Source organism: Streptomyces sp. BB1-1-1 (genome assembly GCF_031597775.1).
GTDB lineage: Bacteria > Actinomycetota > Actinomycetes > Streptomycetales > Streptomycetaceae > Streptomyces > Streptomyces thinghirensis.
This window is the reverse complement of record NZ_CP134203.1, coordinates 4,546,415-4,570,770: the sequence shown is the minus strand read 5'-3', so window position 1 is coordinate 4,570,770 and position 24,356 is coordinate 4,546,415. Positions and strand designations below refer to the sequence as shown.

Genomic DNA, 24,356 nt, shown 5'->3' with positions numbered 1-24,356 from the left:
TCCGGCGCGGCGCGCTCACGGTCGCCCGCCGCGGGCCACCGTTCCCGTTTGCCCCCGTTTACGGCGTCATTTCCAGCGCCGCACTCCGGCGCCATGGCTGCGCCCGCAACGTCTTGGCCGGTAGGCTTTCCGTGTGATCTTCAAGCGCATCGGAAACGGCCGGCCGTACCCCGACCACGGCCGGGAGAGCACCCGGCAGTGGGCGGACGTCGCGCCGCGCCCGGTCCGCCTCGATCAGCTCGTGACGACCAAGGGCCAGCTCGACCTGGAGACGCTCCTCGCCGAGGACTCCACCTTCTACGGCGACCTCTTCGCGCACGTCGTGAAGTGGCAGGGCGACCTGTACCTGGAGGACGGTCTGCACCGCGCGGTGCGCGCGGCGCTCCAGCAGCGCCAGGTGCTGCACGCGCGGGTCCTCGAACTCGACTGACCGGGAACCGCGACCCTCTCGCGCCCCCTCGCACCCACCCGCGACGGCCCCTTCTACGCTTCTCTACGCTTCGGCTTGACCCTTTCGGGTTGCATTGCGCCGAACCGCGGAACACCGACTGATCATCTAATAGGCATCGCCGCCCGAGCGCACTACGCTGCGCCCATGAGCATGCTCACTCCCCCTGGTATGGGCGGCCAGTACAAGATCACGGGGGACAAGTACCCGCGGATGCGACCGGCCCGACGACGCGGCCGGCTCGCGGTCGTCGCCGTCGCCTGCGTCACCGTGCTCGGGGTGCTCGGCTGGGGCACGCTCCAGCTCATCGACGTCTTCACCGGCGGCGACAAGGCCTCCGCGGCCGGTGCCGGGACGGACTGCGTGACCACGGCCGCGAAGGCGAGCGCCTCGCCCGCCGCCGTGGCCCTGCCGAAGCCGGCCCAGGTCACCGTCAACGTGCTCAACGCGACAACCCGCGGCGGCCTCGCGCAGAAGACCGCCGACGAACTGAAGAAGCGCGGCTTCCGCGTCGGCGACGTGAGCAACGCGCCCAAGAAGTACGACAAGAAGGTGAAGGGCACCGGCCTCCTGCTCGGCCCGGCCGCCTCCCCGAAGACCTCGCTCCCCGTGCTCGGCACCCAGCTCCCCGGCGCCGAACGCCGTACCGACGCGGCCCGCGAGGGCGCCGCCGTCGACCTGATCATCGGCGACGGCTTCAAGGGCCTCGCGAAGCGGGCGGACGCCGACGCGGCGCTGGCCGAGCTGGCGGCGCCGCAGCCGGCGTCCGCCGCGGAGAAGAAGAGCTGCTGAGCAGCCGTACCGGGGCGGGACGGCCCCGGAGCATGAGCGCGCGCTACTCGGCGGCCCCGTACATCCGGTCGCCCGCGTCGCCGAGGCCCGGCACGATGTAGCCCTGCTCGTTGAGACGCTCGTCGACCGAGGCCGTCACGACCGTCACCGGGGTGCCGGCCAGCTCGCGCTCCATGAGTTCGACGCCCTCGGGGGCGGCGAGCAGCACCACGGCCGTCACGTCGTCGGCACCGCGCTTGATCAGCTCCCGGATCGACGCGACCAGGGTGCCGCCGGTGGCCAGCATCGGGTCCAGGACGTACACCTGACGCCCGGAGAGGTCCTCCGGCATGCGGGTCGCGTACGTGGAGGCCTGCAGCGTCTCCTCGTTGCGGATCATGCCGAGGAAGCCCACCTCGGCGGTCGGCAGCAGCCGGACCATGCCGTCGAGCATGCCGAGGCCGGCCCGCAGGATCGGCACCACCAGCGGGCGCGGGTGGGAGAGCTTGACGCCGGTGGTCGGGCAGACCGGCGTGTGGATGTCGACCTGTTCGGTGCGCACGTCGCGCGTGGCCTCGTAGGCGAGCAGGGTGACCAGCTCGTCGGCGAGACGGCGGAAGGTCGCGGAGTCGGTGCGCTGGTCGCGCAGCGTGGTGAGCTTGTGGGCGACCAGGGGGTGGTCGACGACGTGGAGACGCATGTCCTCCACAGTAACCGGGCCCCGTGGGGCCGGCGTCCCCCCGGGCGGGCAAGGCCCGGGCCACGGCGGCACCCGTTCACCGGCGTCAAACCGCCCGACCGGGGGAAGGTGGGAGGGACGGACGCTGGGTGGTGAGACTGTGCCTGACCGGGACTTCTACGACACGCCGTCCCCCGGCAAGGAGCCGGGGACCGGGCGCGGGGCGGAGCGGAGCACGGAGCCGGACAGGGAGGCCGAGCGCCGTCGGCGCCGGGCCCAGTTCCTGCGCGACCTGGCGGAGGCCAGGGAACTGCGGGACCGCGTCCAGCCGCGCCGCGCCAAGGCCGCCCGGCTGCGCCACGCGATGCGCATGCGCACCTTCCGCTGGTGACTTCCCGACCGGCCCGGGGAAGATCGCGCGCCGCGCCGACGTTACGACGACGGGCGTACGCGGGCGCCGCGAGAATCCGCGTACGATCCGCACGTGGCTGCGACAAGTGCGCTGACGGGTGGCTGCCCGGGTAGGTACTCCCGGGACCCTGGCCGACACCGCGGAACACGAAACCGCCGGACACAGGGCGCCGAAGACGTCCCCTGAAGGCCTTGTTTCTGCCACGATTCCGAGTGGGTGGGGCTCGGAGCACCGCTCCCCCGCCCGCAGCCTCCGCCGGGGGGATTCCCAACCGGCACGCCTATGACCAGTGGGAGAGTCACGGTGTACTTCGCCGCACTGCTCGCGCGCACCGAAGACGGGTGGGAAGCGAGCGATACAGAGCTCGACGATGTGGAGACCCTGTCGGATCTGGCCGACCTGGCCCGGGAAGCCTCTCCCGACGAGGACACGGTGCTCGTGCTGATCGAGCAGGAGGACGCGTGGTTCGGAGTCGTCCGGGTGGACGGCGAGGAGGATCCCCGTATCTATGTCTCGGACGCCGCCGCCGCCGCCCGCAGCAGCTACGGCGAGATCCTGCTCACCGACGAGCTGCTCGGCCGGGACCCCGGTGACGACGGCGACGACCTCGACGCCCTCGACCTCGACGGCACGGAGGACGGTGAATCCGACGACGAGGACGACGAGGAGGGCGCCGACGGCGGCGACGCGGCCGCCGGTACGGGTGAGGCCGTGCCGCACGGCCCGGTCGGTGACGCCGAGGTCCTCGACGACCTGGGCGTGAGCGAGAAGGAACTGCGCTCGATGTCCGGGGACGCGGTCGGCGAGATCGCCGAGGCCCTGGGCGCCTCCGAGGTGCTGGAGACCGTCCGCTGACCGTGCCGACCGAACAGGACCGAGAAGCAGAACCGGCGGACCACTCCGCCCCGCACGGCCCGCCCGACCCGGTACCGGACCCGGTGCGCGACCCGTGGCGGGCCGCGATGCGGCTCGCCCTGGCCGAGGCCGGGCGGGCGGCCCGGGGCGGGGACGTCCCCGTCGGCGCCGTCGTACTGGCGCCGGACGGGCGGACCGTGCTGGCGGCCGGGCACAACGAACGCGAGGCCACCGGTGACCCGACGGCCCACGCCGAGGTCCTCGCGATCCGGCGGGCCGCCGCGGAGACCGGCGAGTGGCGGCTGGCCGGCTGCACGCTCGTCGTCACCCTGGAGCCGTGCACGATGTGCGCGGGCGCGCTCGTGCAGTCCCGCGTGGACCGGGTCGTCTACGGCGCCCGCGACGACAAGGCGGGCGCGGCCGGCTCCCTGTGGGACGTCGTGCGCGACCGGCGCCTCAACCATCGCCCCGAAGTGATCGAGGGCGTGCTCGCGGACGACTGCGCCCGGCTGCTCACGGACTTCTTCCGGGACCGCTGACCGCCGTCGGCCGGGGCCCCGCGGCCTCCGGATACCGATTTCAAACCATGCCGCACTGTGCTGTAAGGTCTCTCTCGGTAGCGTGTCCGAGCGGCCGAAGGAGCTCGCCTCGAAAGCGAGTGTGGCGCAAGTCACCGAGGGTTCAAATCCCTCCGCTACCGCTCTTGAAGGGCCCCGTCGAAAGACGGGGCCCTTCGTGCGATCATGACCGATCGAAGGCGTGCGTCGAAGGGACAGGGGAGGCCGCAATGGCGGTGAATGCGAAGAAGGTCGCCGTCTACGTGCTCGTGGTCTTCGCGCTCTATGTGATCATCACGGATCCGGCGAAGGCCGCCGACTACGTCCAGATAGGTTTCCAGGGCATCTCCGACGCGGCGAGCGCCGTCGGCGACTTCATGACCTGGGCCGCCAACGGAGGAAAGTGATGATCCGCCACCTGGTGCTGTTCAAGCTGAACGAGGGCGTGCGGCGCGACGACCCGCGCGTCGTGGAGGGCGCCGAGGCCTTCCGTGCGCTCGGCGGGCTCATCGAGGAGCTGCGCTTCTGGGAGTGCGCCTGGAACATCAGCGACCGGCCCATCGCCTACGACTTCGCCATCAACTCGGCCGTGGAGGACACCGACGCCCTCCGGCGCTACGTGGAGCACCCGGCGCACCAGGCGGGTGTCGCGCTGTGGCGGGAATTCGCCACCTGGGTGATCGCCGACTACGAGTTCTAGCCCGGCCACACCGCTCCGGCCCCGCACCCGTACGGTGCGGGGCCTCCTCGCGTTCACGTCCGCGTTCACTCAACACGGCGTTATGCGGTGCTTGCACACAGTGCACATGTCTTGTGATGCTATGACCGCTTTTGACGGATGAGTTACGGAAGAGTTGACGGATCACGAGGTGGAGTTGACCGTGCCGGCCAGTACTGCGCCTCAAGCACCGCCCGCACAGCCCGCGCCGCCCGCACAGGCTCAGGAGCCACCGGTACAGGCCCAGGAGCCGCCCGCACAGGGTCCGGCGCCGTCCACACAGGGACCGGCGCCGTCCGTACAGGGCCAGGAGCCGACCGCGCGAGAGCCGGCGCCGCAGCGCAGCCGGGGTGCCGACACCCGGGCCCTGACCCAGGTGCTCTTCGGCGAACTGAAGGGGCTCACGCCGGGCACACCGGAGCACGACCGGGTGCGCGCGGCGCTCATCGAGGCCAATCTCCCGCTGGTGCGCTACGCCGCCGCGCGCTTCCGCTCCCGCAACGAGCCGATGGAGGACGTCGTCCAGGTCGGCACCATCGGGCTCATCAACGCCATCGACCGGTTCGACCCGGAGCGCGGCGTGCAGTTCCCGACGTTCGCGATGCCGACCGTCGTCGGCGAGATCAAGCGGTACTTCCGCGACAACGTCCGCACGGTCCACGTACCGCGCAGGCTGCACGAGTTGTGGGTGCAGGTCAACAGCGCGACCGAGGACCTGACGACCGCCTTCGGGCGCTCCCCGACGACCGCCGAGATCGCCGAGCGGCTGCGCATCACCGAGGAGGAGGTGCTGTCCTGCATCGAGGCGGGACGGTCGTACCACGCCACCTCGCTGGAGGCCGCCCAGGAGGGCGACGGGCTGCCCGGACTGCTCGACCGGCTCGGCTACGAGGACCCCGCCCTCGACGGGGTCGAGCACCGCGACCTGGTCCGGCACCTGCTCGTCCAGCTCCCGGAACGGGAACAGCGCATCCTGCTGCTGCGCTACTACAGCAACCTCACCCAGTCGCAGATCAGCGCCGAACTCGGCGTCTCCCAGATGCACGTCTCGCGGCTACTGGCGCGTAGTTTCCAGCGATTGAGGTCCTCGAACCGGATCGACGCGTAGTCTCGCCACACGGCCTCCTCGCATATCGAAAGCGCGTGCCAGGAGTCACCGGGGCGAGCGAATCGCTCACCAGGGCCGTTGCGGGCGGAATCGGGCCGATAGACCGTCAGACCGCCTTTTTCCAGGGGGAATTCGCGTCTCGGATGTCGACATGTCACTACAGCGCGTTGCCGACATGTGACATTCTGCCGGAGACGCGTTTGCCGGGGCTTCGGCTCCGGTATTCAGGTGGAGGCTGCGTTCCCGGCATGGGAGCGTTCGCCGTGACCGTCCCGCGACCCAAAGGGGGTGGCATGTCCGCAGACCAGGGCAGCTCGAAGGTGCTCGCGCTCGCGGAGAGCGAGACCGCGCCCGACACGATCGAGGCGCTCGGCCCCGTCGATGACGTCCAGGCCATCGAAGCCGTACCGACCCTCGACGCCGTGCCGGCCCAGACCCTTCCGGCCACGGAGGCCATCGACACCCGCACCCTGTCCCGCTCCCTGTTCCTGCGGCTCGCCGCCCTCGACGAGGACAGCCCGGAGCGTGCCTACGTCCGGGACACCCTGATCGAGCTCAATCTCCCGCTGGTGCGTTACGCCGCCGCGCGCTTCCGCTCCCGCAACGAGCCGATGGAGGACATCGTCCAGGTCGGCACCATCGGCCTGATCAAGGCGATCGACCGCTTCGACTGCGAACGGGGCGTGGAGTTCCCGACGTTCGCGATGCCGACGGTGGTCGGGGAGATCAAGCGGTTCTTCCGCGACACCTCGTGGTCGGTGCGCGTGCCGCGCCGCCTCCAGGAGCTGCGCCTGGCCCTGACGAAGGCCAGTGACGAGCTCTCCCAGAAGCTGGACCGCTCCCCGACGGTCGGCGAGCTGGCCGCCGTGCTGGGCGTCTCCGAGGAGGACGTCGTCGACGGCCTCGCGGTCGGCAACGCCTACACCGCCTCCTCGCTGGACTCCCCGGCCCCGGAGGACGACGGCGGCGAGGGCTCCCTCGCGGACCGCCTGGGCTACGAGGACACGGCGCTGGAGGGCGTGGAGTACCGCGAGTCCCTCAAGCCGCTGCTGGCCAAGCTGCCGCCCCGGGAGCGGCGGATCATCATGCTGCGCTTCTTCGCCAACATGACCCAGTCGCAGATCGGCGAGGAGGTCGGCATCTCGCAGATGCACGTCTCCCGGCTGCTGACCCGGACCCTCTCGCAGCTGCGCGAGGGCCTCATCTCCGACTAGCGCGCGAGGCCTCGACCGCGACCAGCGCGCGAGGTCTCATCCGCGACCAGCGCGCGAGGTCTCATCCGCGACCAGCGCGCGAGGTCCCGTCCGCGACAGGCCCTCAAGGGCTGGTCCACACGGCAGGCCGGCGACCGCCGCGGCACCTCGGGGGTGCCGCGGCGGTCGCCGTCGTATGCGTCTGCGCGGTGCCGGTTCCGCTCCGGCGCCGGTTCTACTTCAGCGCCAGCCAGGCCACGGCCGCGACGATCACCACGGCCGCCACGATGCCGACGATCAGGCCGATGCGGGGCCCGGAGGAGGCGGCGGGGGCCGCCTGCCGGGACTGGGGGCCTTCGTCGACGAACGCGCGGAACATCTGGGTGCTGCCTGCGGGGTCGTTGTTGCCCTGGGGGCCCTGGTTGTTAGCCATGGGCCGAGACACTAGCGAATCCGTGGATGCGGCCCAAGTGCGGGGCTCCCCAGCCCCCTTGCCCCCGCCCACTGCTCGTCACCTGCACGTTTACTATCGCAATACTTGCCTTTGCCAACTTTTTATGGCGGGATGGCCCGTTTTTATTTGCCTGTAGCAACCAACCGAACCTATGGTTGCCCTAAGCAACGAAAACGGGAGGTGCGCATGGCCGAGAAGGCTCAGTACGAGGAGCTGATCCGCCAGTTCAGCGCCTTCGGCGCCGTGAAGCGGGAGATGGGACGGCTGCTGCCGGCCGACTGCCCCGGCGGGTCCGCCGCCGTACTGACGCTCCTCGGCCGCCACGGGGACATGCGCATGAGCAAGCTCGCGGAGCTGCTCGCCGTGGACATGTCGGTGACCAGCCGCCACGTCGCCCACGTCGCCGAGCGGGGCTGGATCGAACGGTCCCCCGACCCCGCGGACAAGCGCTCGCGCATCCTGCGCCTGACGCCCGCGGGCCAGGGCCGGCTCGACGAGATCGCCGACCGGACCAGCCAGATGCTCGCCCACCGGCTGAGCGACTGGTCCGACGACGAGGTCGGCCAGCTCACCCGGCTCATGGCCCGGCTCAGGGCCAGCTTCGACGACTGCCGGGCCCCCGCGGCCCGGCCACCCGCACCGTCCGGGGACGAACAGTCCACCCGTACACCCGCGATCACCACGTAAGTAAAGGAAGTCCATGGCAACGACCACACCAGCCGGTGTGCGGGCTCATGCCAAGCACGGGGGAGGCTCCAACGGAGACGCTCCGATGACGCACCGGCAGATCATGGAAGCGCTGTCCGGGCTGCTGCTCGGCATGTTCTGCGCCATCCTGTCCTCGACCATCGTCACCAACGCCCTGCCCGAGATCATCGGCGACCTCGGTGGCGGCCAGAGCGCCTACACCTGGGTCGTCACCGCCTCGCTGCTGACGATGACCGCCTCCACCCCCCTGTGGGGCAAGCTCGCGGACCTGGTCAGCAAGAAGGCCCTGGTCCAGATAGCCCTGATCGTCTTCGTCATCGGCTCCGTCGTGGCCGGTCTGGCGCAGAACCCCGGGATGCTGATCACCGCGCGAGGCATCCAGGGCCTGGGCGCCGGCGGTCTGTCCGCGCTGGCCCAGATCATCATGGCCGCGATGATCTCCCCGCGTGAGCGCGGGCGTTACTCCGGCTACCTGGGCGCGACCTTCGCCGTCGCGACCGTCGGCGGTCCGCTGCTCGGCGGTGTCATCACCGACACCAGCTGGCTCGGCTGGCGCTGGTGCCTCTACGTCGGCGTGCCCTTCGCGATCATCGCGCTGATCGTGCTGCAGAAGACGCTGCACCTGCCCGTGGTCAAGCGGAAGGTCAAGGTCGACTGGGCCGGCGCCTTCTTCGTCACCGCGGCCGTCTGCCTGCTGCTCGTCTGGGTGACCTTCGCCGACGACAAGTACTCCTGGATGTCCTGGCAGACCGGTGCCATGGTCGGCGGCGCGATCGTGCTGACGCTGATCTTCCTCCTCGTCGAGTCGAAGGCCAGCGAGCCGATCATCCCGCTCCGCCTGTTCAAGAACCGCACCATCACCCTGGCCTCGCTGGCCTCGCTGTTCGTCGGTATCGCGATGTTCGCGGGCACCGTCTACTTCAGCCAGTACTTCCAGCTGGCACGCGGTGAGTCCCCGACCATGTCGGGCGTCATGACCATCCCGATGATCGGCGGCCTGTTCGTCTCGTCCACGGTCTCCGGTCAGATCATCACCAGGACCGGCAGGTGGAAGGGCTGGCTGCTGGCCGGCGGCGTGCTGCTCACGGCGGGCCTGGGCCTGCTGAGCACCATGCGCTACGACACCGCGTACTGGCACATCGCGATCTTCATGGCGCTGATGGGCCTCGGCGTCGGCATGATGATGCAGAACCTGGTCCTGTGCACGCAGAACCAGGTGGCCCCGAGCGACCTGGGCGCGGCCTCCTCCGTCGTGACCTTCTTCCGGTCCCTCGGCGGCGCGGTGGGCGTCTCGGTGCTCGGCTCCGTGATGTCGACCCGGATCAGCCACTACGCCTCGGACACCATCGGGCAGCTCAGCCCGCAGGAGCAGGCCGCGGCCGCCCAGGCCTCCGGCGGCGGCGCGATCCCCGACATGAGCCTGCTGCCCCCCGGCATCCGCGAATGGCTGGAGAGCGCCTACGGGCACGGCATCGCCGACATCTTCCTGTACGTCGCGCCGATCGCGCTGCTCGGCTTCCTGGTGACGCTGTTCATCAAGGAGGTCCCGCTGCGCACCTCGGGCGCCCTGGCCCAGGCTGCGGAGGCCTCCGCCGAGACCGCCTCCCCCGCGGCCCCGGCTCCGGCCGAGGCCACCCGGGTCGCCCCCGAGCCGGTTCCGGCCGGTGCGACGGCTGCCGCGTCGGCGGCTCCCTCGGCCACGTCGGCCACCTCGGCCACCTCGGTCGCCGAGCCGGGTCTGCGGCCCGAGGCCACGCAGCGGCTCGCCGCCGTCGCGACGGCGACCGGCTCCGGTGAGCCGGGGGCGCACGTCTCCGGTGGCATCGCGGTCCGCGGCTTCGTCCGCGGCGCCGAGTCCGCATCGGTCCCGCAGGCCGCGGTCACGCTGATCTCGCTGGGCGGCCGGCAGCTGGGCCGCTCGGTCGCCCAGGCCGACGGCTCCTACGTCCTCGACGCGCCGAGCGCGGGATCGTACGTCCTGATCGCCTCCGCGGACGGCTTCCAGCCGCAGGCGTCGACGATCGTCGTGAACGACGAGCCGGTCGCCTACGACATCCTGCTCAGCGGCACCAGCGGGCTGAACGGCCTGGTCCGGGCCGTGGAGAGCGGGCTGCCGGTCAAGGACGCGATGGTGATCGTGACCGATGTGCGCGGGGACCTGCTGGCCTCCGCCGCCACCGGTGAGGCGGGCGAGTTCTCCTTCACCGAGCTGGTGCCCGGCACGGTGACCGTCGCGGTCAACGCCGCCGGCTACCGGCCGCGCGCCCTGCCGCTGGAGGTCGGTGGCACCGGCGTCACCCGCGTCGAGGTCGACCTCCAGGCCGGGGCGCAGGTCCAGGGCGTCGTGCGGGCGCCGCACGGTCCGCTGGCCGACGCCCGCGTCACGCTCGTCGACGCGGCGGGCAACGTGGTCGGCACGGCCACCACCGGTGCGGACGGGGCGTACGCCTTCACCGACCTGGACGCCGGTGAGTACACCGTCATCGCGACCGGCTACCCGCCGGTGGCGACGGCCCTGACGGTCGCCGGCCAGGGTGCCGACGGCCACGACATCGAGCTCGCCCACCCCGGCGAGTAGTCAGACCCCGGCCCGTGGTGGCGAGCGCGCTCTGAGCGGAGGTGCGCCCGCCCACCACGGGCCGGTTTCTTCTCGACCTTCTTCACCACTTCTGTACGACCTTCTTTACGACCTTCTGTACGACCTTCTTTACGACCACTTTCTGAGCTTTCGCAGGGAGAAAACGGGATGGGACTGACCGCGAGGATCCGAACGCGGGACGGATGGGCCGTGTCGCACGCGGTCGTCACGGTGACCGACATGACCGGCACGCAGGTGCTGCGCGCCGAGGCGGACGCCGAGGGCGCCGTGCGGGACAGCACCCCGCTGGCGCCGGGGCCGTACACCGTCATCGTCACGGCCGTCGGCTACGCGCCCGCCGCGTCCAGCGCGATCGTCACCGCGAGCGGCCGGGCCGAGGTCGGCGCCGTGACGCTGGCCCGCCAGGGCGGCACCGAGCTGCCGCCGCCGGGGCCGTGGACCGTCGACCCGGCGCACTCCAGCGTGGCCGCCGTCGCCCAGCACCTGGGCATCTCCAGCGTGCACGGCCGGTTCACGGAGTTCTCCGGCACCGTCGAGATCGCGCCGGACGACGTCACCAAGTCCCGGGTGGAGGCGGTGATCCGGGCGGCCTCCATCGACACCGGCAACGGCATGCGCGACACCCACCTGCGCTCCGCCGACTTCCTGGACACCGAGCGGTTCCCGGAGATCACCTACCGTTCCACCGGGGTGTCCCAGGCGGGCCCGGACCGCTGGACCGTCCACGGCGAGCTGGGCCTGCACGGCGTGAGCCGCCCGGTCGACCTGGACCTGGCCTACCTCGGCACCGGCGCCGACCCGTGGGGCGGCATCCGGGCGGCGTTCCGCGCCACGACGGAACTGCGCCGCGAGGACTTCGCCATGAACTACAACCAGGTCCTCCAGGCCGGCATCGCCGCCATCGGTACGACGCTCAGGGTCGAGCTGGACATCCAGGCGGTCCAGGGGGAGTCACTGCCGGCCGTGTGAGGCGCCGCCGGACGCCCGGGCCACCAGCTCGCCGCACAGGTCCCGGAGCTTGACGTTCCGGTGCTGCGAGGCCCGGCGCAGCCGCTCCAGTGCCCGGTGGGCGTCGATCCGCTCCCGGGCCATGAGCATGCCGACCGCCTGGTCGATGACGCTGCGGGAGAGCAGGGCGGTGCGCACATCGGCGGCCGACGCCTGCCGCCGCTCCAGACGCAGGGCCTCGTTCACGGCGTCCGCGGCCCGCTCCGCGAAGGTGCGGGCCGCTTCACGCCCCTCGGCCAGCGAGTCGGGTTCCAGGCCGTAGAAGTTGAGCGCGGCGCCCGTCTCGCCCTCGACGGCCAGCGGCAGCGCCAGTACGCAGCGCACGCCGGTGGCCAGCGCGTACTCCGTGTACGCGGGCCAGCGGGTCTCGGTGGCCAGGTCGGGGGCGTACCGGGGGCTCTCCGTCTCGGCGGCGTCCACACAGGGGCCCGAGCCGTTCTCGTACTGCCGCAGGTCCAGCCCGCTGGGCAGGCCGGAACTGCCCGCCAGGGTCATCAGCCGGTCGGCACGGCGCACCGTCACCGAGCAGGCGACGGCGCCGGGCACCTGACCGACCGCGCGGTCGGTCAGGTCACGCAGCAGGGTGTCGAGACCCTGGCTGCGCGCTATCGCGTGGTCCAGCGTGTCGCGGATCTCCGAGGTCATGCCCGTACGGATATCCCGTCACCGCTCGCCCACGCCTCGTCCCCCCGCACCCGTGTTCGCGTCGACGATGCGGCGGGCGAGGTCGCGCAGTTTCACGTTCTCCCGCTGCGAGGCCTTCACCAGGGAGTCGAAGGCGCCGGCCGCGTCGATGTCCATCCGCTCCATGAGGATGCCGGTGGCCTGGCCGATCAGGTCCCGGGTGCGCATGGCCTCGGTGAGCTGCTCGCGCACGGTCGCCGAGTCCAGGGCGATGGAGACGTGCGCGGTGAACAGCCGGCCGATGCGGGTGGCGTCCTCGCCGAAGGCCTGCGGCTTGCGGGCGTAGGCCGTCAGCACGGTCAGACGGCGCCGGTCGGCGCGCAGCCGCAGGGACAGCGCGGAACGCAGGCCCAGCCCGGAGAGGGCGTTGCCGCCGCCGTCGGCCTCGCTGTCGTCCGTCCGGACCACGGGCGTGGTCCACAGCCGCTCCCAGTCCGGATGCGGCTCACGGCCGCCGCCGTGCCGGGGCTCGGCCGCGAACCGTACGGACTCGTCGGTCCAGGCGAGGGTGCGCAGTCGGCTGCCGCGCTGGATCTCCGAGATGCCCACGTGCTCCGCGCCGGGCAGCAGGCGCACCGCCAGCTCGACCGCGGCGTTCAGGGTGTCGTCCGGGGTGTCCGTGGCGTGCAGCCGCTGAGCCGCCGACGTCAGGGCCTCGGCCAGCTCGAAGCCCACCGGAAAACGCGGCAAATCAGTAAATTCGGACGCAGCCACCACGAACCTCTTCGGCATGCGCGGCCAAATGGCCGTGCGCAGGAGAGCTCCGCAGCACATTCCCGACTGCGAGCACAGGACGAACAGCACTTTAGCTGCTTGGTTGCCTGTCGGTGACGCCCGGCCGAAGGAGCGGCGGGCACCTTCCCCGCCCCGTCGACGGCGTGATGGAATGGGGGCCGGGTCAGGAAGCGGCCTCGACCGGAAGCCGGCTGACGTCTGTCAGGTGAGTGACGTGACCTTCCTCCCACAACCGTGCGAGCCGTGTGATCCGCCCGGCTACGCCGTACTCGCGCTGCCCCCCGAGATCGACTTCTGCAACGCCACGGGGCTGCTGCCCCTGATCATGACCGCGGTGGACCACCACTCCGACGGCCTGCGCGTCCTCGTCCTGGACCTGACCGCGACCCGCTTCATGGACTCCCAGGGCGTCCGCCTCCTCGCCGAGGTACGCCGCCGCACCCACCGGCACACCCGACTGCGGGTGGTGGCCGCCCCGAAGGGCGTACCGAGCCGCGTCCTGGAACTGTCCGGGCTGCGCCGTGACGTGCCGGTGTACGACAACCTGGCGGAGGCGCTGCGTCCGGAGGACGCCCCGGAGGACGGGCCGGACAGCGACCCGGAGGACGGGCCGGAGGGCGCCCCGGACAGCGGGCCGGGCGGCGGGGCCGCGGCCTAGGCTGGCGGCATGGCACCGAACATCGCGACGAACACCCGTGTCTCCCTGGCCGAGCTGCTGGACTTCGTACGCCCCCGGCACCGGGCGGTCCTGCTGACCCGGCGGGCCGACGGCAGCCCGCAGGGATCGCCGCTGACCTGCGGGGTCGACGACTCCGGCCGGATCGTGGTCTCCACCTACCCGGAGCGGGCCAAGACCCGCAACGCGCACCGCGACCCGCGGGTCAGCCTCATCGTGCTCAGCGACGAGTGGAACGGCCCCTGGGTCCAGATCGACGGCACGGCGGAGGTCATCGACACGCCCGACTCCGTGGAGCCGCTCGTGGAGTACTACCGCAACATCGCGGGCGAGCACCCCGACTGGGACGAGTACCGGCAGGCCATGGTCGAGCAGGGGAAGTCGATCATTCGGGTGACACCGGAGAAGTGGGGGCCGGTGGCGACGGGCGGCTTCCCGGCGCGGCTCTCGGCGGACGACTGACTCACCCTCGTTCGACCATCGCCTCGATGCCCGCCACTAGCAGGTCCAGCGCGAACTCGAAGTCCCGGTCCAGCATCTCGGCGACCGTGTCGCCGCCGCGGGCCGACATGAGCGCCCGGGACTCCTCGATGACGTCCGCGTTGTCCGGCGACTCGGCCACCGCGTTCATGGAGTCCTGGAAGTAGTCGTCCGGGCTCATACCGGTGGCCGCGGCCCGGGCGAGGAGGTGGCCCTCGATCGTGCCGTAGCCGTAGACGAACTGGAAGACGGCGGAGATGGCGCCGGTCAACCGGTGCGTGGGCAGACCGCTGCGACGCATGACGCCCTGCACCTGACGGGAGAAGGCCAGCGAGTGGGGCCCGATGTTGAGGTAGGTGCCGGTCAGCCGGGACATCCAGGGGTGGCGCACCAGCAGCCTGCGGTTCTCCCGGGCCAGCGTGCGCAGCTGCCCGCGCCAGTCCTCGCCGGCCTCCGGGCCGGGGTGGCGCAGCTCGCCGTAGACGGCGTCGAGGGCGAGTTCGAGCAGCTCGTCCTTGGTGTCGACGTACCAGTAGACGGACATCGCGGTGACGTCCAGCTCGGCGGCCAGGCGGCGCATGGAGAACTTGGCCAGGCCCTCGGCGTCCAGCAGCCGGACGGTGGCCTCGGTGATCCGCTCCCGGTCCAGCCCGGACGGCTGCCCGCCGCGCCGCCCGCCACGCCGACCCTCGTCCGCCAGCCAGACACTGGCCCGCGGCCCTCGGCCCGCCTTCGCCATACGTACCCACCTCGCTCACCGGTGCCGGTCATGCTAGGCGCCCCTTCAGGGGGCGCGGGTCAGTGTCAACGTACGGCTCCGCCGTGCGGGCGCGACCAGCCACAACGAGCCCGCAGCCGCGCGGATGCCCCAGCGCCCGGGTTCTCAGGCGCCCTCCTTGTCCGCCCGCCGCAACAACACCGCCGCCACCACCCCGCCGAGCAGCACCGCCACCGCCCCCACCAACTGACTGCGCTCCAGTCCGGAGGAGAACGCGTCGATCACCCGCTCCCGCTCCGCGTCCCCCCGCGCCGAGGCCAACGCCGCCGGCAACGACGCCGCCGCCACCGGCACCAGCGCCGCGAACCGCGAGTTCAGCACCGCGCCCAGCACCGCCACGCCCAGCCCGTTGCCGAACTCCGCCAACGTACCGTTGATGCCCGCGCCGACCCCCGCCTTGGCCGGCGGAATCGAGCTCATGATCGCGTGCGCCATGGCCGGGTTGCCGAGCGCGCAGCCCACGCCGATCAGCAGCAGCCCCAGCAGCGTGCCGGCGTAGCCCTCGCCGGTGAGCGTGGCGATGGCCACCAGGCCCGCCGACATCAGCACCATGCTGAGCAGCACCGCCACCGGCGTGCCCAGCCTGGCCAGCCACTTCGCCGCCACCCCGGAGAAGTTCAGCAGCACCACGGTCAGCGCCAGCGGCGCGGTGGCCAGCCCCGCCTCCAGCGGGCCGTACCCGAGCACGAACTGCAGGTGCTGGGTGAGCAGGAAGAGCGCGCCGCCCATGCCGAAGGTGATCAGCACCAGCCCGGCCACCGCGCCCGTGAACCGCTGGTTGCGGAAGAAGGCCAGGTCGAGCATGGGGTACGGGATGCGGCTCTCCCAGTACGCGAAGAGCGCGAGCACTCCGACCGCGACGGCCGCCGTGGCGAGCACCCGGCCCGACGTCCAGCCGTGCTCGGGGCCGGAGATGATCGCGTAGACCAGCGCGGCCATGCCGATCGTGGAGAGTACGGCGCCGAGCAGGTCGGGGCGGTCGCCCTGCCGGTTCTTCGACTCCGGGACCAGGGTCACCACCGCGACCAGGCCGAGCGCCACGACCGGCAGATTGATCAGGAAGATCGCGCCCCACCAGAAGTGGTCCAGCATGAAACCGCCGATCAGCGGCCCGCACGCGAAGCCGAGGGCGCTGACCGCGCTCCAGATGCCGATCGCCTTCGCATGCTCCGCGGGCGCGAATATCTGCATGACCACGGCGAGCGTGGTGGTCAGCAGCAGCGCGCCGCCGACGCCCATCCCGGCCCGCGCCGCGATCAACTGGCCGGTGGTGTCCGCGAGTCCCGCCGCCAGCGAGCCCAGGCCGAACAGGGCGAGGCCCGTGGCCAGCATCTTCTTGCGGCCGTAGCGGTCGGCCGCGCTGCCCGCGGTGAGCAGCAGGCCGGACTGGACCAGCGAGTAGGCGTTGATCATCCACTGGATGTCCGAGGTGGCCGCGCCGAGCTCGTCGGTGAGCGAGGGGATGGCCACGTTGAGCACGGTGTTGTCCAGCACCACGGTCAGCTGGGCGAGGCTGATGACACCGAGGATCAGCCAGCGCCGCGGGTGGCCCTGGACCGCGGGCACGGTTTCCCGTTCCTGGGAGGACGTCGTCATGCTGTACAGCGTATAGGGGTCCCTATACGCTGTACAGCAGAGCCTTCCCGGATCAGTTCGTCGGCTGTGTGAGGTCGTAGAAGGTGGCCGAGCCGACCGTGACCTCCTCGAAGTTGGCCTCGACCCAGGACGTGATCTGCGACGAGGTGCCGGAGTCGCCGACCGTGCCGCCGCCGCCCGCGCCGCCGCCGCCTCCGATGAAGTAGTGGATCCTTCCGTCCGCCACGTACTTCTTGAACTGGGCCAACGTCGGCGACGGGTCCGTGCCGTTGAAGCCGCCGATCGCCATCACCGGGTCGCCGGTGCTGAGCTGGTAGCTCGCGGCGTTCTGGGAGCCGATCGCGGCGGCGACCCAGGTGTACCGGTCGGCGTCGGTCTCCAGCAGCTTCTTGGCCTCGGCGTCGACCTGGGCGCCGTTGAGCAGACCGCCCAGGCCGGCGCCTCCGGCCATGCCGCCGCCGCGCTCGCCGGTCCGGCCCGTCTGGCCGTTCGGGGCGGTCTGGCCGTTCGGGGCCGTCTGGCCGTCGGGGGCCGTCTGGCCGTTCTGGCCCGGTGCGCCTCCGGGGAAGCCGCCGTTGCCGGGAGCGCCCTGGCCCTGGCCCTGGCCCTGCGCCTGCCCGCCGGGCGCGTTTCCGCCGCCGGGGAAGCCGCCGCCCCCGGGACCACCGCCCCGGCCACCGCCGCCACCGCCGCCCGGGCCGCCCATCATGCTCGCGCCTGCCGGGCCGGCCGTGACGATGGAGCCGCTGTGCCCCTCCTGCACGGTGCTCAGCGTGTACGCGGTGGGTGCCGCCAGCGACGCCACGAGGCCCAGTCCCGCCACCGCCGGAGCGAGCCGCCGCCGCAGCCGTCCGGCGAAGACCAGCCCGAGCGCGGCGACCAGACCGCCGACGAGGACCAGCCACTTCAGCCAGGGCAGGTAGTCGGGCGTGCGGTTGAGCAGGACATACCCCCAGGCCGCGGTCGCCGTCACGGCCGCGGCGAGGGTGAGGGACGCCCAGCCCCGCGCGCGCCGCTCCCACAGCGCCGCCGCGCCCATGCCGACCACGGCAGCCAGGTAGGGCGCGAGGGCCACCGTGTAGTACTGGTGGAAGATGCCCGCCATGTAGCTGAAGACGGCCGTGGTCATCAGCAACGAGCCGCCCCAGACCAGGAAGGACGCGCGAGCCGGGTCGGTACGGCCGCCGCGCCGCGTGGCGATCAGGCCCGCGACGAGCAGGACGAGGGCGGCCGGGAGCAGCCAGGAGATCTGGCCGCCGATCTCGGCGTTGAACATCCGGTCCCAGCCGGTCTCGCCCCACTGCCCGCCGCCGGCGCCGCCCGTACCGCCGCCACCGCCCCCGACGCTGCCGGTCTCCTCGCCGTTGAGCCGGCCGAGGCCGTTGTAGCCGAAGGTCAGCTCCAGGAAGCTGTTGTTCTGCGAGCCGCCGACGTACGGGCGGGACGAGGCCGGCCACAGCTCGACGACCGCGACCCACCAGCCGCCGGAGACGACGATCGCGACGGTCGCCAGGGCCAGCTGTCCCAGCCGCTTCCTCAGCCGCACCGGCGCGCAGACGCCGTAGACGAGGGCGAGCGCGGGCAGGATCAGGAAGGCCTGGAGGGTCTTCGCGAGGAACGCGAAGCCGATCGCGACGCCGGCCCACACCAGCCACTTGGTCCGGCCGTCCTCCAGCGCGCGGACGACGAGGTAGCAGGCGACGGACATCAGGAGCGCCAGCAGCGCGTCCGGGTTGTTGAACCGGAACATCAGCGCCGCGACGGGCGTCAGCGCCAGTACGGCACCGGCGATCAGCCCGGCCGCGGGACTGAACCGGCGGCGCACCGCCGCGTACACGACGGCGACCGTCGCGACGCCCATCAGCACCTCGGGGACGAGGACCGACCAGGAGGAGAGGCCGAAGATCCGCACCGCCAGCGCCATCGGCCACAGCGCGGCCGGGGGCTTGTCGACGGTGATGGCGTTCGCGGCGTCGAGCGAGCCGAAGAAGAACGCCTTCCAGGACTGGCTGCCCGCCTGCACGGCGGCCGAGTAGAAGGAGTTGGCGTAGCCCGAGGCGCTCAGGTCGTAGAGGTAGAGCAGGGCGGTGGCCAGCAGCAGGCCGAGGAAGGCCGGGCGCACCCAGCGGGGGTCCTCGGGGCGGCCCCGCCACAGTCCGCGGAGGCGGGGCCGCCGTGGCTCCCGTGGCGGCGGCGCGGGCGCGGGCGGCGCCGGGGGCGGTGCCCCGTCCTGGCCGTCCGGGGCTTGCGCGTCCCCCGCGCGGGTCGTCCGGTCGTAGTGCGTCGTCATCGTCCGTCCCTCGGGTCGGTGTCGGCGGGGGGCACCGGCTGCAGGCGCACGGTGGCGTCGCTCCAGGTGCGGTACGGCTCCGGGAGCCGTCCGTCCGACGGGTGCGCGATCAGCGGCGCGTCCACGGCGGGCGGCGCGTCCGGGAACACCCAGGCGCGGAAGAGCAGGAAGCGCAGCACGGTGGCCGCGAGGTTGGCGGCGATCAGCACCGCCAGCTCGGTGGAGTGGCCCGGGTCGGCCGTCGCCGCGTTCAGGGCAGCGAGCGAACCGGCGGTCAGGGCGAGACCGATACCGAAGACGACCAGCCCCTGCGCCTGGTGCCGTACGGCGCCGCCGCGGCCCCGCACCCCGAAGGTCAGCCGCCGGTTGGCGGCGGTGTTGGCGACCGCCGAGACCAGCAGGGCGAGCGCGTTGGCGAACTGCGAGCCGCCGAAGTGCCGGAAGCCGCTGTAGAGCAGCAGGTAGAAGAGGGTGGACAGGACCCCGACGACGCAGAAGCCGACGAGTTGCCGGGCCAGCCCCTGCGGTACGTCCGTCAGGTCGCGGTCGCGCGGGTCGTCACCGAAGGGCCGGGCCAGCCGGTCCAGCGGCAGCGAGCCGGTGGTCAGGGCCTTGCCGACCCGCCACACGCCCTTGAGGTCCTCGGTCGCCGTCTTCACGATGTGCACGGTCGAGTCCGGGTCGTCGACCCAGTCGACCGGCACCTCGTGGATCCGGCACCCGGCGCGTTCGGCGAGCACCAGCATCTCGGTGTCGAAGAACCAGCCGGTGTCCTCCACCAGCGGCAGCAGCACCTGGGCCACGTCCCGGCGGATCGCCTTGAAGCCGCACTGGGCGTCGGAGAAGCGGGCCTGGAGGGAGCCGCGCAGGATGAGGTTGTAGGAGCGGGAGATGAACTCCCGCTTGGCGCCGCGCACCACCCGGGAGCTGCGGGCGAGCCGGGAGCCGATCGCGAGGTCCGAGTGACCGGATATCAGCGGGGCCACCAGCGGCAGCAGCGCGTTCAGGTCGGTGGACAGGTCGACGTCCATGTAGGCGAGGACCGGGGCGTCGGAGGCCGACCAGACGGTCCGCAGGGCCCGGCCGCGCCCCTTCTGCTCCAGCCGGAAGGTCGTGACCTCGGCGAGCTCCGCCGCCAGCCGCGCCGCGACGTGCGGGGTGGCGTCCGTGGACGCGTTGTCGGCGACCGTGATGCGGAAGGCGTACGGGAACGTCCGCGTCAGGTGATCGTGCAGTCTCAGGACGCACGGCCGGAGGTCCTTCTCCTCGTTGTAGACGGGGATCACTACGTCCAGGACAGGCGTACCGGCTCCTGCGGCCGGGAGATGCTCCCGCGCCGGCAGGGAGCCGGGAGAAGAGTCGGTTCGCATGGGACCGACTCTTCTCAAGTCCCCTGTCGTGCCCGTGTGGTGACGCTGTGCCGTGCCTGTGAGTGCGGCTGCCGCTGCCTCTCGCCGGCCGGGAGCGCCGGCAGGTGCACGGTGAAGACCGTCCGCCCCGGCACGCTGTCGACCGTCACGGCACCGCCGTGCGCGGACGCCACGGCCTGCACGATGGCGAGTCCCAGCCCCGTCGAGCCGGTCGCCCGGGACCGCGCGGAGTCGCCGCGCGCGAACCGTTCGAAGACGCGCGGCAGCAACTCGGCCGGGATGCCCTGCCCGTTGTCCTCGACGTCGACGCACAGCCACGCCCCGCCGGTCCGCACGCGCGCGGTGACGGTCGTACCGGGCGGGGTGTGGTTGCGGGCGTTGCCCAGCAGGTTGACCAGCACCTGCTGGAGCCGGGCGGCGTCCGCCGACACCAGTGCCGGTTCCTCGGGCAGGTCGAGCCGCCAGTTGTGGTCGAGCCCGGCCGCGCGGGCGTCGCTGACGGTGTCCACGACGAGCGGTACGAGGTCGGTCTGCTCGAACTGCAACGGCCGTCCGGCGTCCAGGCGGGCGAGCAGCAGCAGATCCTCCACCAGCAGGGTCATGCGCCCGGCCTCGGACTCGATGCGGCCCAGCGCGTGCCGGGTGTCGGGGCCGATCTGTTCCCGTCCCCTGCGGGTGAGTTCGGCGTACCCGCGGATGGAGGCGAGGGGCGTACGCAGCTCATGGCTGGCGTCCGCGACGAACTGCCGGACCCGCGTCTCGCTCGCCTGCCGTGCGTGCAGCGCGCCGTGCACGTGGTTCAGCATCCGGTTGAGCGCGGCGCCGACCCGACCGACCTCGGAGTGCGGGTCGCACTCGGACTCCGGGACCCGTTCGTCGAGGTTCACCTCGCCCGCGTGCAGGGGCAGTTCGGAGACCCGGGTGGCGGTGGCGGCGACCCTGCGCAGGGGGCGGGTGGCTACGCCGACGATGACGGTTCCGGCGAGGGAGGCGGCGATGAGACCGGCGGCGGTGACGCTGGCCTCTACGAGGATCAGGGTGTTGATGGTGCCGGTGACCCCGGAGGTCGGTACGGCGGCGTAGTAGCCGTCGCGGTACTCCACGCGGTACTCACCGAGGCCGGGGATGTCGACGGTGTGCGTCCTGCCGTCCCGCTCCACGGTGGCCAGCGCGGCCCGCTCCGCCTCGCTGAGGGAGACCGCCGTCATGCCGCTGAAGTCGGTGCTTCCCTCGTCCTTCTTTCCGTACGCGGCCTCGACGACGACACCGTCCCGCACCTCGGCGACGATCGTGCCGCGCGGCTGCGGTCCGCGGGTGACGAACTGGTCGAGGTCCATCCGCTGCGGCCCCTTGTCCCCGCCGCCGGCCTCGGGGACACCGGGCGGCCCGAACCCGGACACCCGCCCGGCGACCTCCCGCACCTGCCCGTCCAGCTGCTCGTAAAGATGCGACCGCAACGCCACCGTGGTCACCGTCCCGATCACCGCGCACACCACCGCGATCAGGGCCACCGACGCGACGACGAGCCGCGTCCGCAGGGTCCGCGGCCGCGGGCGTCGCCGTCCGCTCACGCCGCGGGCTTGATCAGGTAGCCGGCACCGCGCCGGGTGTGGATCATCGGCTCGCGACCGGCGTCGATCTTCCGGCGCAGGTAGGAGATGTACAGCTCGACGACGTTGGCCTGTCCGCCGAAGTCGTACGACCACACGCGGTCCAGGATCTGCGCCTTGCTCAGCACGCGCCGCGGATTGCGCATCAGGAACCGCAGCAGCTCGAACTCGGTGGCGGTGAGGTGGATGCCGTCGCCGCCCCGGGTGACCTCGTGGCTGTCCTCGTCGAGGGTGAGGTCGCCGACGACGAGTACGGACTCGGAGCGCCGGTCGGCGGCACCGGTGCGCCGGATCAGCCCGCGGAGCCGGGCGACGACCTCCTCCAGGCTGAACGGCTTGGTGACGTAGTCGTCCCCGCCGGCGGTCAGCCCGGCGATGCGGTCCTCGACCGCGTCCTTGGCGGTCAGGAAGAGCACCGGCACGTCCGGCAGGTCGCGGCGCAGCCGCCCCAGCACGCTCAGCCCGTCCATGTCGGGCAGCATCATGTCCAGCACGACGGCGTCTGGCCGGAACTCGCGCGCGGCCTGGACGGCACCGTGTCCGTCCCCGGCACTGCGGATCTGCCAGCCCTCATAGCGCAGGGCCATGGACAGCAGCTCGGTGATGGACAGCTCGTCGTCCACCACGAGCACTCGGACGGGGCTCCCGTCCGGCCTCAGCAGTTCGGTGCGCCCCTGGGGCGAGGTCGTGGTCATAGCGGACACGATGTCGGGGCGCTCTGAGAGCACCCTTTCCCCAAGCTGTGATTTCTCTGAGAAACCCACAAGGGCGTCTCAGGTGCTCCACTTCAGGTCCTTCAGTGCCCCGGCAGCCCGAACAGCCGGGCCCCGTTGTCGTGACACACGCCCCGCAGCCACGCGTCGCCCAGTTCCAGCCGCTCCAGCGCGCGCAGCTGGTGCAGGTAGGGGTACGGGATGTTGGGGAAGTCCGACCCGAGCAGAATGCGGTCGCCGAGACCGGCCAGCCGGGGCAGTGCCCGTCGGGGGAAGGGGGCGAGGCGCTCGCTGAAGTCGGTGAACGCCATCGTCGTGTCCAGCCGTACCTCGCCGTACCGCTCGGCGAGGTCCAGGAAGTCCTCGTACTCGGGCATCCCGAGGTGCGCGACGACCAGCCGCAGCCGGGGGTGCCGCGCCAGCACCCGCGCGATGGGCTCGGGCCCGGTGTGCTTGCCGGGTGCGGGCCCGGACCCGCAGTGGATGACGACCGGCACGCCCGCCTCGGCGAGCACGCCCCAGGCCGCGTCGAGCAGCTCGTCGGCCGGGTCGTACGCCCCCACCTGCACATGTGCCTTGAAGACCCGCGCCCCCGCCTCGACGGCCTCGCGGACGTACGTCTCGACGCCCGGCTCCGGGAAGAGGGTGGAGGTGTGCAGGCAGTCGGGGGTCCGGCCGGCGAAGTCCACCGCCCAGCCGTTCAGCCACCGGGCCATGCCCGCCTTGTGCGGATACAGCATGGCGGTGAAGGCGCGCACCCCGAACTTCCGCAACAGCGCCGCGCGTTCGCCCTCCTCCTGCCGATAGGTGATCGGCCACTCCACGCCACCGGTCAGCGGGCCGAGGGCGTCGAAGTAGCCCCAGACCTTGCGCAGCACCCGCTCGGGCATGAAATGCGTGTGCACGTCGACCAGTCCGGGCAGCCCCAGCTCCTCCCAGAACCGGCGGACCTGTCCGGCCTCCTGATCACTCATGGGCCCACGATCGCGTCCCGCGCGCCCGCGGACAAGAGGGGGCCGGGGACGAGGTCAGAACAGCCCGTCCTGTACTCCGGCCACTCGTTTGAGCTCTCGCACGGGCACGGCGCACGGCCCGCCCTCGGCGGACACCAGCTCCCACCCCGTCATCAGCCGCGTGTCCAGCACGACGACCCCGCGCTCCGTCGCCAGATGCAGGTCCGGCCCGGCGGCCGCCACCAGCTCGCCACCGATCGCCCCGCCCGCCACCAGCTCGGCCACCTCCCCCACGGCGGCCGGCCCACGGCCCGCCTCCTCGATCCCGAAGACGCCCGCGTGGTCCACGCCCCGGAACGGCTCCGGCGTCAGCGACTCCGGCCAGCCGCCGAGCGCCACCGCCCGCGCGTGCAACTCCGCGATCTCGGCCGCCCGCTCCGCCTCCGTCCCCGGCAACCCGGCCCGCACCGCCCGCTTGTGGGCGTACGGAATCCGGTCGGGCACGCCCAGCGCGGCCCGCAGCAGCTCCTCGGTCCGGCGCGCGGACATCAAGGGCCCGCGGCCCAGCCAGCTGAAGCAGACGGCCCCCTGCTCCAGCAGCCGGGCGGCTCCCCGCTCGTACGCGGTGATCCCCACCTTGACGAGGCCCGGCCCGAACCACGCCAGATAGACGCGGTACGGCCGCGGATCGTCCGCGATCGTGTCGGCGGCCACGGAGTGCGCCCGGTCCAGCCGCGCACACTCCTCGCACCGCGCCCCCGTACTCCGCCCCGGCACAGCGGCCCGCACCGGACACGCGTGCCCCCGCGCTCCCACGCATGTCCGCACACCCCCCTCGGCGACCCCGAAGGCCACCCGCTTCCCCCGGGACAGCGCACTGCCGCGGCCCCCGACCCACGTCAGCACGGGACCTTCGCCCGTCCAGCGAAGCCCCGCGCACTTCCATGCCTGTGCCATCGCC

General features: G+C 72.2%; 25 protein-coding genes, 1 tRNA gene and 1 pseudogene. 15 read left to right on the top strand and 12 right to left on the bottom strand.

From position 1 onward, the window contains the following. Nucleotides 1–133: 133 nt before the first annotated feature. Both RI578_RS21055 and RI578_RS21050 read left to right on the top strand, forming a co-directional pair. Entirely contained in the window at nucleotides 134–430 is a 297-nt protein-coding gene (locus RI578_RS21055) for a type II toxin-antitoxin system VapB family antitoxin (RefSeq protein WP_003999914.1), read from the top strand. Nucleotides 431–619: 189 nt separating this feature from the next. Beyond that, on the top strand, nucleotides 620–1,240 hold the full coding sequence (locus RI578_RS21050; RefSeq protein WP_310875824.1) for a LytR C-terminal domain-containing protein: 621 nt from the start codon (nucleotides 620–622) through the stop codon (nucleotides 1,238–1,240). A gap of 43 nt (nucleotides 1,241–1,283) precedes the next feature. Here the strand turns inward: RI578_RS21050 and upp are convergent, their stop codons facing one another. Then, nucleotides 1,284–1,919 carry a uracil phosphoribosyltransferase gene (gene upp, locus RI578_RS21045; RefSeq protein WP_310872503.1) on the bottom strand — a complete coding sequence of 212 codons (636 nt, stop codon included), beginning with the start codon at nucleotides 1,917–1,919 and terminating at the stop codon, nucleotides 1,284–1,286. Nucleotides 1,920–2,058: 139 nt separating this feature from the next. Between upp and RI578_RS21040 the strand changes: the two genes are divergently transcribed. The 8 genes from RI578_RS21040 (at nucleotide 2,059) to RI578_RS21005 (ending at nucleotide 6,762) form a co-directional block, all read left to right on the top strand. Further along, nucleotides 2,059–2,289, top strand: coding sequence for a hypothetical protein (locus RI578_RS21040; protein WP_310872502.1), 231 nt, complete (start codon nucleotides 2,059–2,061; stop codon nucleotides 2,287–2,289). Nucleotides 2,290–2,613: 324 nt separating this feature from the next. Continuing rightward, nucleotides 2,614–3,165 (top strand): hypothetical protein, encoded by a 552-nt coding sequence (locus RI578_RS21035; protein ID WP_310875823.1) that lies wholly within the window; start codon nucleotides 2,614–2,616, stop codon nucleotides 3,163–3,165. 107 nt (nucleotides 3,166–3,272) lie between these two features. After that, entirely contained in the window at nucleotides 3,273–3,704 is a 432-nt protein-coding gene (tadA, locus tag RI578_RS21030) for a tRNA adenosine(34) deaminase TadA (protein WP_310875822.1), read from the top strand. Between the two features lie 76 nt (nucleotides 3,705–3,780). Next, nucleotides 3,781–3,865 (top strand) — tRNA-Ser (locus RI578_RS21025). A gap of 87 nt (nucleotides 3,866–3,952) precedes the next feature. Next, entirely contained in the window at nucleotides 3,953–4,129 is a 177-nt protein-coding gene (locus RI578_RS21020) for a hypothetical protein (RefSeq protein ID WP_121747901.1), read from the top strand. Then, on the top strand, nucleotides 4,129–4,422 hold the full coding sequence (locus RI578_RS21015; protein ID WP_310872501.1) for a Dabb family protein: 294 nt from the start codon (nucleotides 4,129–4,131) through the stop codon (nucleotides 4,420–4,422). Before RI578_RS21020 ends, RI578_RS21015 begins: the two co-directional genes overlap by 1 nt. Before the next feature lie 181 nt (nucleotides 4,423–4,603). Then, nucleotides 4,604–5,548 (top strand): RNA polymerase sigma factor SigF, encoded by a 945-nt coding sequence (locus RI578_RS21010; RefSeq protein WP_310872500.1) that lies wholly within the window; start codon nucleotides 4,604–4,606, stop codon nucleotides 5,546–5,548. A 293-nt stretch (nucleotides 5,549–5,841) separates the two neighbouring features. Further along, the gene (locus tag RI578_RS21005; RefSeq protein WP_121747903.1) at nucleotides 5,842–6,762 is read left to right on the top strand and encodes an RNA polymerase sigma factor SigF; all 921 of its coding nucleotides are present in this window, start codon (nucleotides 5,842–5,844) and stop codon (nucleotides 6,760–6,762) included. A gap of 214 nt (nucleotides 6,763–6,976) precedes the next feature. On the opposite strand, the gene RI578_RS21000 is transcribed toward RI578_RS21005, so the two are convergent. Beyond that, nucleotides 6,977–7,174, bottom strand: coding sequence for a hypothetical protein (locus tag RI578_RS21000; RefSeq protein ID WP_310872499.1), 198 nt, complete (start codon nucleotides 7,172–7,174; stop codon nucleotides 6,977–6,979). Nucleotides 7,175–7,381: 207 nt separating this feature from the next. Between RI578_RS21000 and RI578_RS20995 the strand changes: the two genes are divergently transcribed. The 3 genes from RI578_RS20995 to RI578_RS20985 all read left to right on the top strand — a co-directional run bounded on the left by RI578_RS20995 (nucleotide 7,382) and on the right by RI578_RS20985 (nucleotide 11,471). After that, nucleotides 7,382–7,882 carry a MarR family winged helix-turn-helix transcriptional regulator gene (locus RI578_RS20995; RefSeq protein WP_210962197.1) on the top strand — a complete coding sequence of 167 codons (501 nt, stop codon included), beginning with the start codon at nucleotides 7,382–7,384 and terminating at the stop codon, nucleotides 7,880–7,882. Between the two features lie 13 nt (nucleotides 7,883–7,895). Continuing rightward, nucleotides 7,896–10,481 carry an MFS transporter gene (locus tag RI578_RS20990; protein ID WP_310872498.1) on the top strand — a complete coding sequence of 862 codons (2,586 nt, stop codon included), beginning with the start codon at nucleotides 7,896–7,898 and terminating at the stop codon, nucleotides 10,479–10,481. A 168-nt stretch (nucleotides 10,482–10,649) separates the two neighbouring features. Next, nucleotides 10,650–11,471, top strand: coding sequence for a YceI family protein (locus tag RI578_RS20985; protein WP_310872497.1), 822 nt, complete (start codon nucleotides 10,650–10,652; stop codon nucleotides 11,469–11,471). Here RI578_RS20985 and RI578_RS20980 read toward each other — a convergent pair. Together RI578_RS20980 and RI578_RS20975 are read right to left on the bottom strand one after the other, a co-directional pair. Beyond that, nucleotides 11,454–12,155 (bottom strand): GAF and ANTAR domain-containing protein, encoded by a 702-nt coding sequence (locus RI578_RS20980; protein ID WP_310872496.1) that lies wholly within the window; start codon nucleotides 12,153–12,155, stop codon nucleotides 11,454–11,456. The two genes, RI578_RS20985 and RI578_RS20980, sit on opposite strands and share 18 nt — an antisense overlap. A gap of 18 nt (nucleotides 12,156–12,173) precedes the next feature. Continuing rightward, nucleotides 12,174–12,926 carry an ANTAR domain-containing protein gene (locus RI578_RS20975; protein ID WP_310872495.1) on the bottom strand — a complete coding sequence of 251 codons (753 nt, stop codon included), beginning with the start codon at nucleotides 12,924–12,926 and terminating at the stop codon, nucleotides 12,174–12,176. Nucleotides 12,927–13,143: 217 nt separating this feature from the next. On the opposite strand from RI578_RS20975, the pseudogene RI578_RS20970 reads away from it, so the two are divergent. Then, nucleotides 13,144–13,497, top strand: a pseudogene (locus tag RI578_RS20970) (STAS domain-containing protein); the annotation flags it as partial. Between the two features lie 99 nt (nucleotides 13,498–13,596). Further along, on the top strand, nucleotides 13,597–14,067 hold the full coding sequence (locus tag RI578_RS20965) for a PPOX class F420-dependent oxidoreductase (RefSeq protein WP_310872493.1): 471 nt from the start codon (nucleotides 13,597–13,599) through the stop codon (nucleotides 14,065–14,067). Between the two features lies 1 nt (nucleotide 14,068). Here the strand turns inward: RI578_RS20965 and RI578_RS20960 are convergent, their stop codons facing one another. From RI578_RS20960 to RI578_RS20925, 8 genes are all read right to left on the bottom strand, one after another. Further along, a complete protein-coding gene (locus tag RI578_RS20960; protein WP_310872492.1) occupies nucleotides 14,069–14,824 on the bottom strand; it encodes a TetR/AcrR family transcriptional regulator C-terminal domain-containing protein in 756 nt (251 codons plus the stop codon). Nucleotides 14,825–14,968: 144 nt separating this feature from the next. Next, nucleotides 14,969–16,459 carry an MFS transporter gene (locus RI578_RS20955; RefSeq protein ID WP_310872491.1) on the bottom strand — a complete coding sequence of 497 codons (1,491 nt, stop codon included), beginning with the start codon at nucleotides 16,457–16,459 and terminating at the stop codon, nucleotides 14,969–14,971. Nucleotides 16,460–16,511: 52 nt separating this feature from the next. Further along, nucleotides 16,512–18,749 (bottom strand): glycosyltransferase family 39 protein, encoded by a 2,238-nt coding sequence (locus tag RI578_RS20950; protein WP_310872490.1) that lies wholly within the window; start codon nucleotides 18,747–18,749, stop codon nucleotides 16,512–16,514. Then, a complete protein-coding gene (locus RI578_RS20945; protein ID WP_310872489.1) occupies nucleotides 18,746–20,119 on the bottom strand; it encodes a bifunctional glycosyltransferase family 2/GtrA family protein in 1,374 nt (457 codons plus the stop codon). Before RI578_RS20945 ends, RI578_RS20950 begins: the two co-directional genes overlap by 4 nt. A gap of 14 nt (nucleotides 20,120–20,133) precedes the next feature. Beyond that, nucleotides 20,134–21,690, bottom strand: coding sequence for a HAMP domain-containing sensor histidine kinase (locus RI578_RS20940; RefSeq protein ID WP_310872488.1), 1,557 nt, complete (start codon nucleotides 21,688–21,690; stop codon nucleotides 20,134–20,136). Further along, the gene (locus RI578_RS20935) at nucleotides 21,687–22,424 is read right to left on the bottom strand and encodes a response regulator transcription factor (protein ID WP_193776373.1); all 738 of its coding nucleotides are present in this window, start codon (nucleotides 22,422–22,424) and stop codon (nucleotides 21,687–21,689) included. The genes RI578_RS20940 and RI578_RS20935 overlap by 4 nt, the downstream gene beginning before the upstream one ends. Nucleotides 22,425–22,525: 101 nt before the next feature. Then, nucleotides 22,526–23,416 (bottom strand): amidohydrolase family protein, encoded by an 891-nt coding sequence (locus RI578_RS20930; protein WP_310872487.1) that lies wholly within the window; start codon nucleotides 23,414–23,416, stop codon nucleotides 22,526–22,528. Nucleotides 23,417–23,470: 54 nt separating this feature from the next. Then, complete coding sequence (locus tag RI578_RS20925; protein ID WP_310872486.1) at nucleotides 23,471–24,352, bottom strand: DUF2797 domain-containing protein; 882 nt, start codon at nucleotides 24,350–24,352, stop codon at nucleotides 23,471–23,473. Nucleotides 24,353–24,356: the final 4 nt, after the last annotated feature.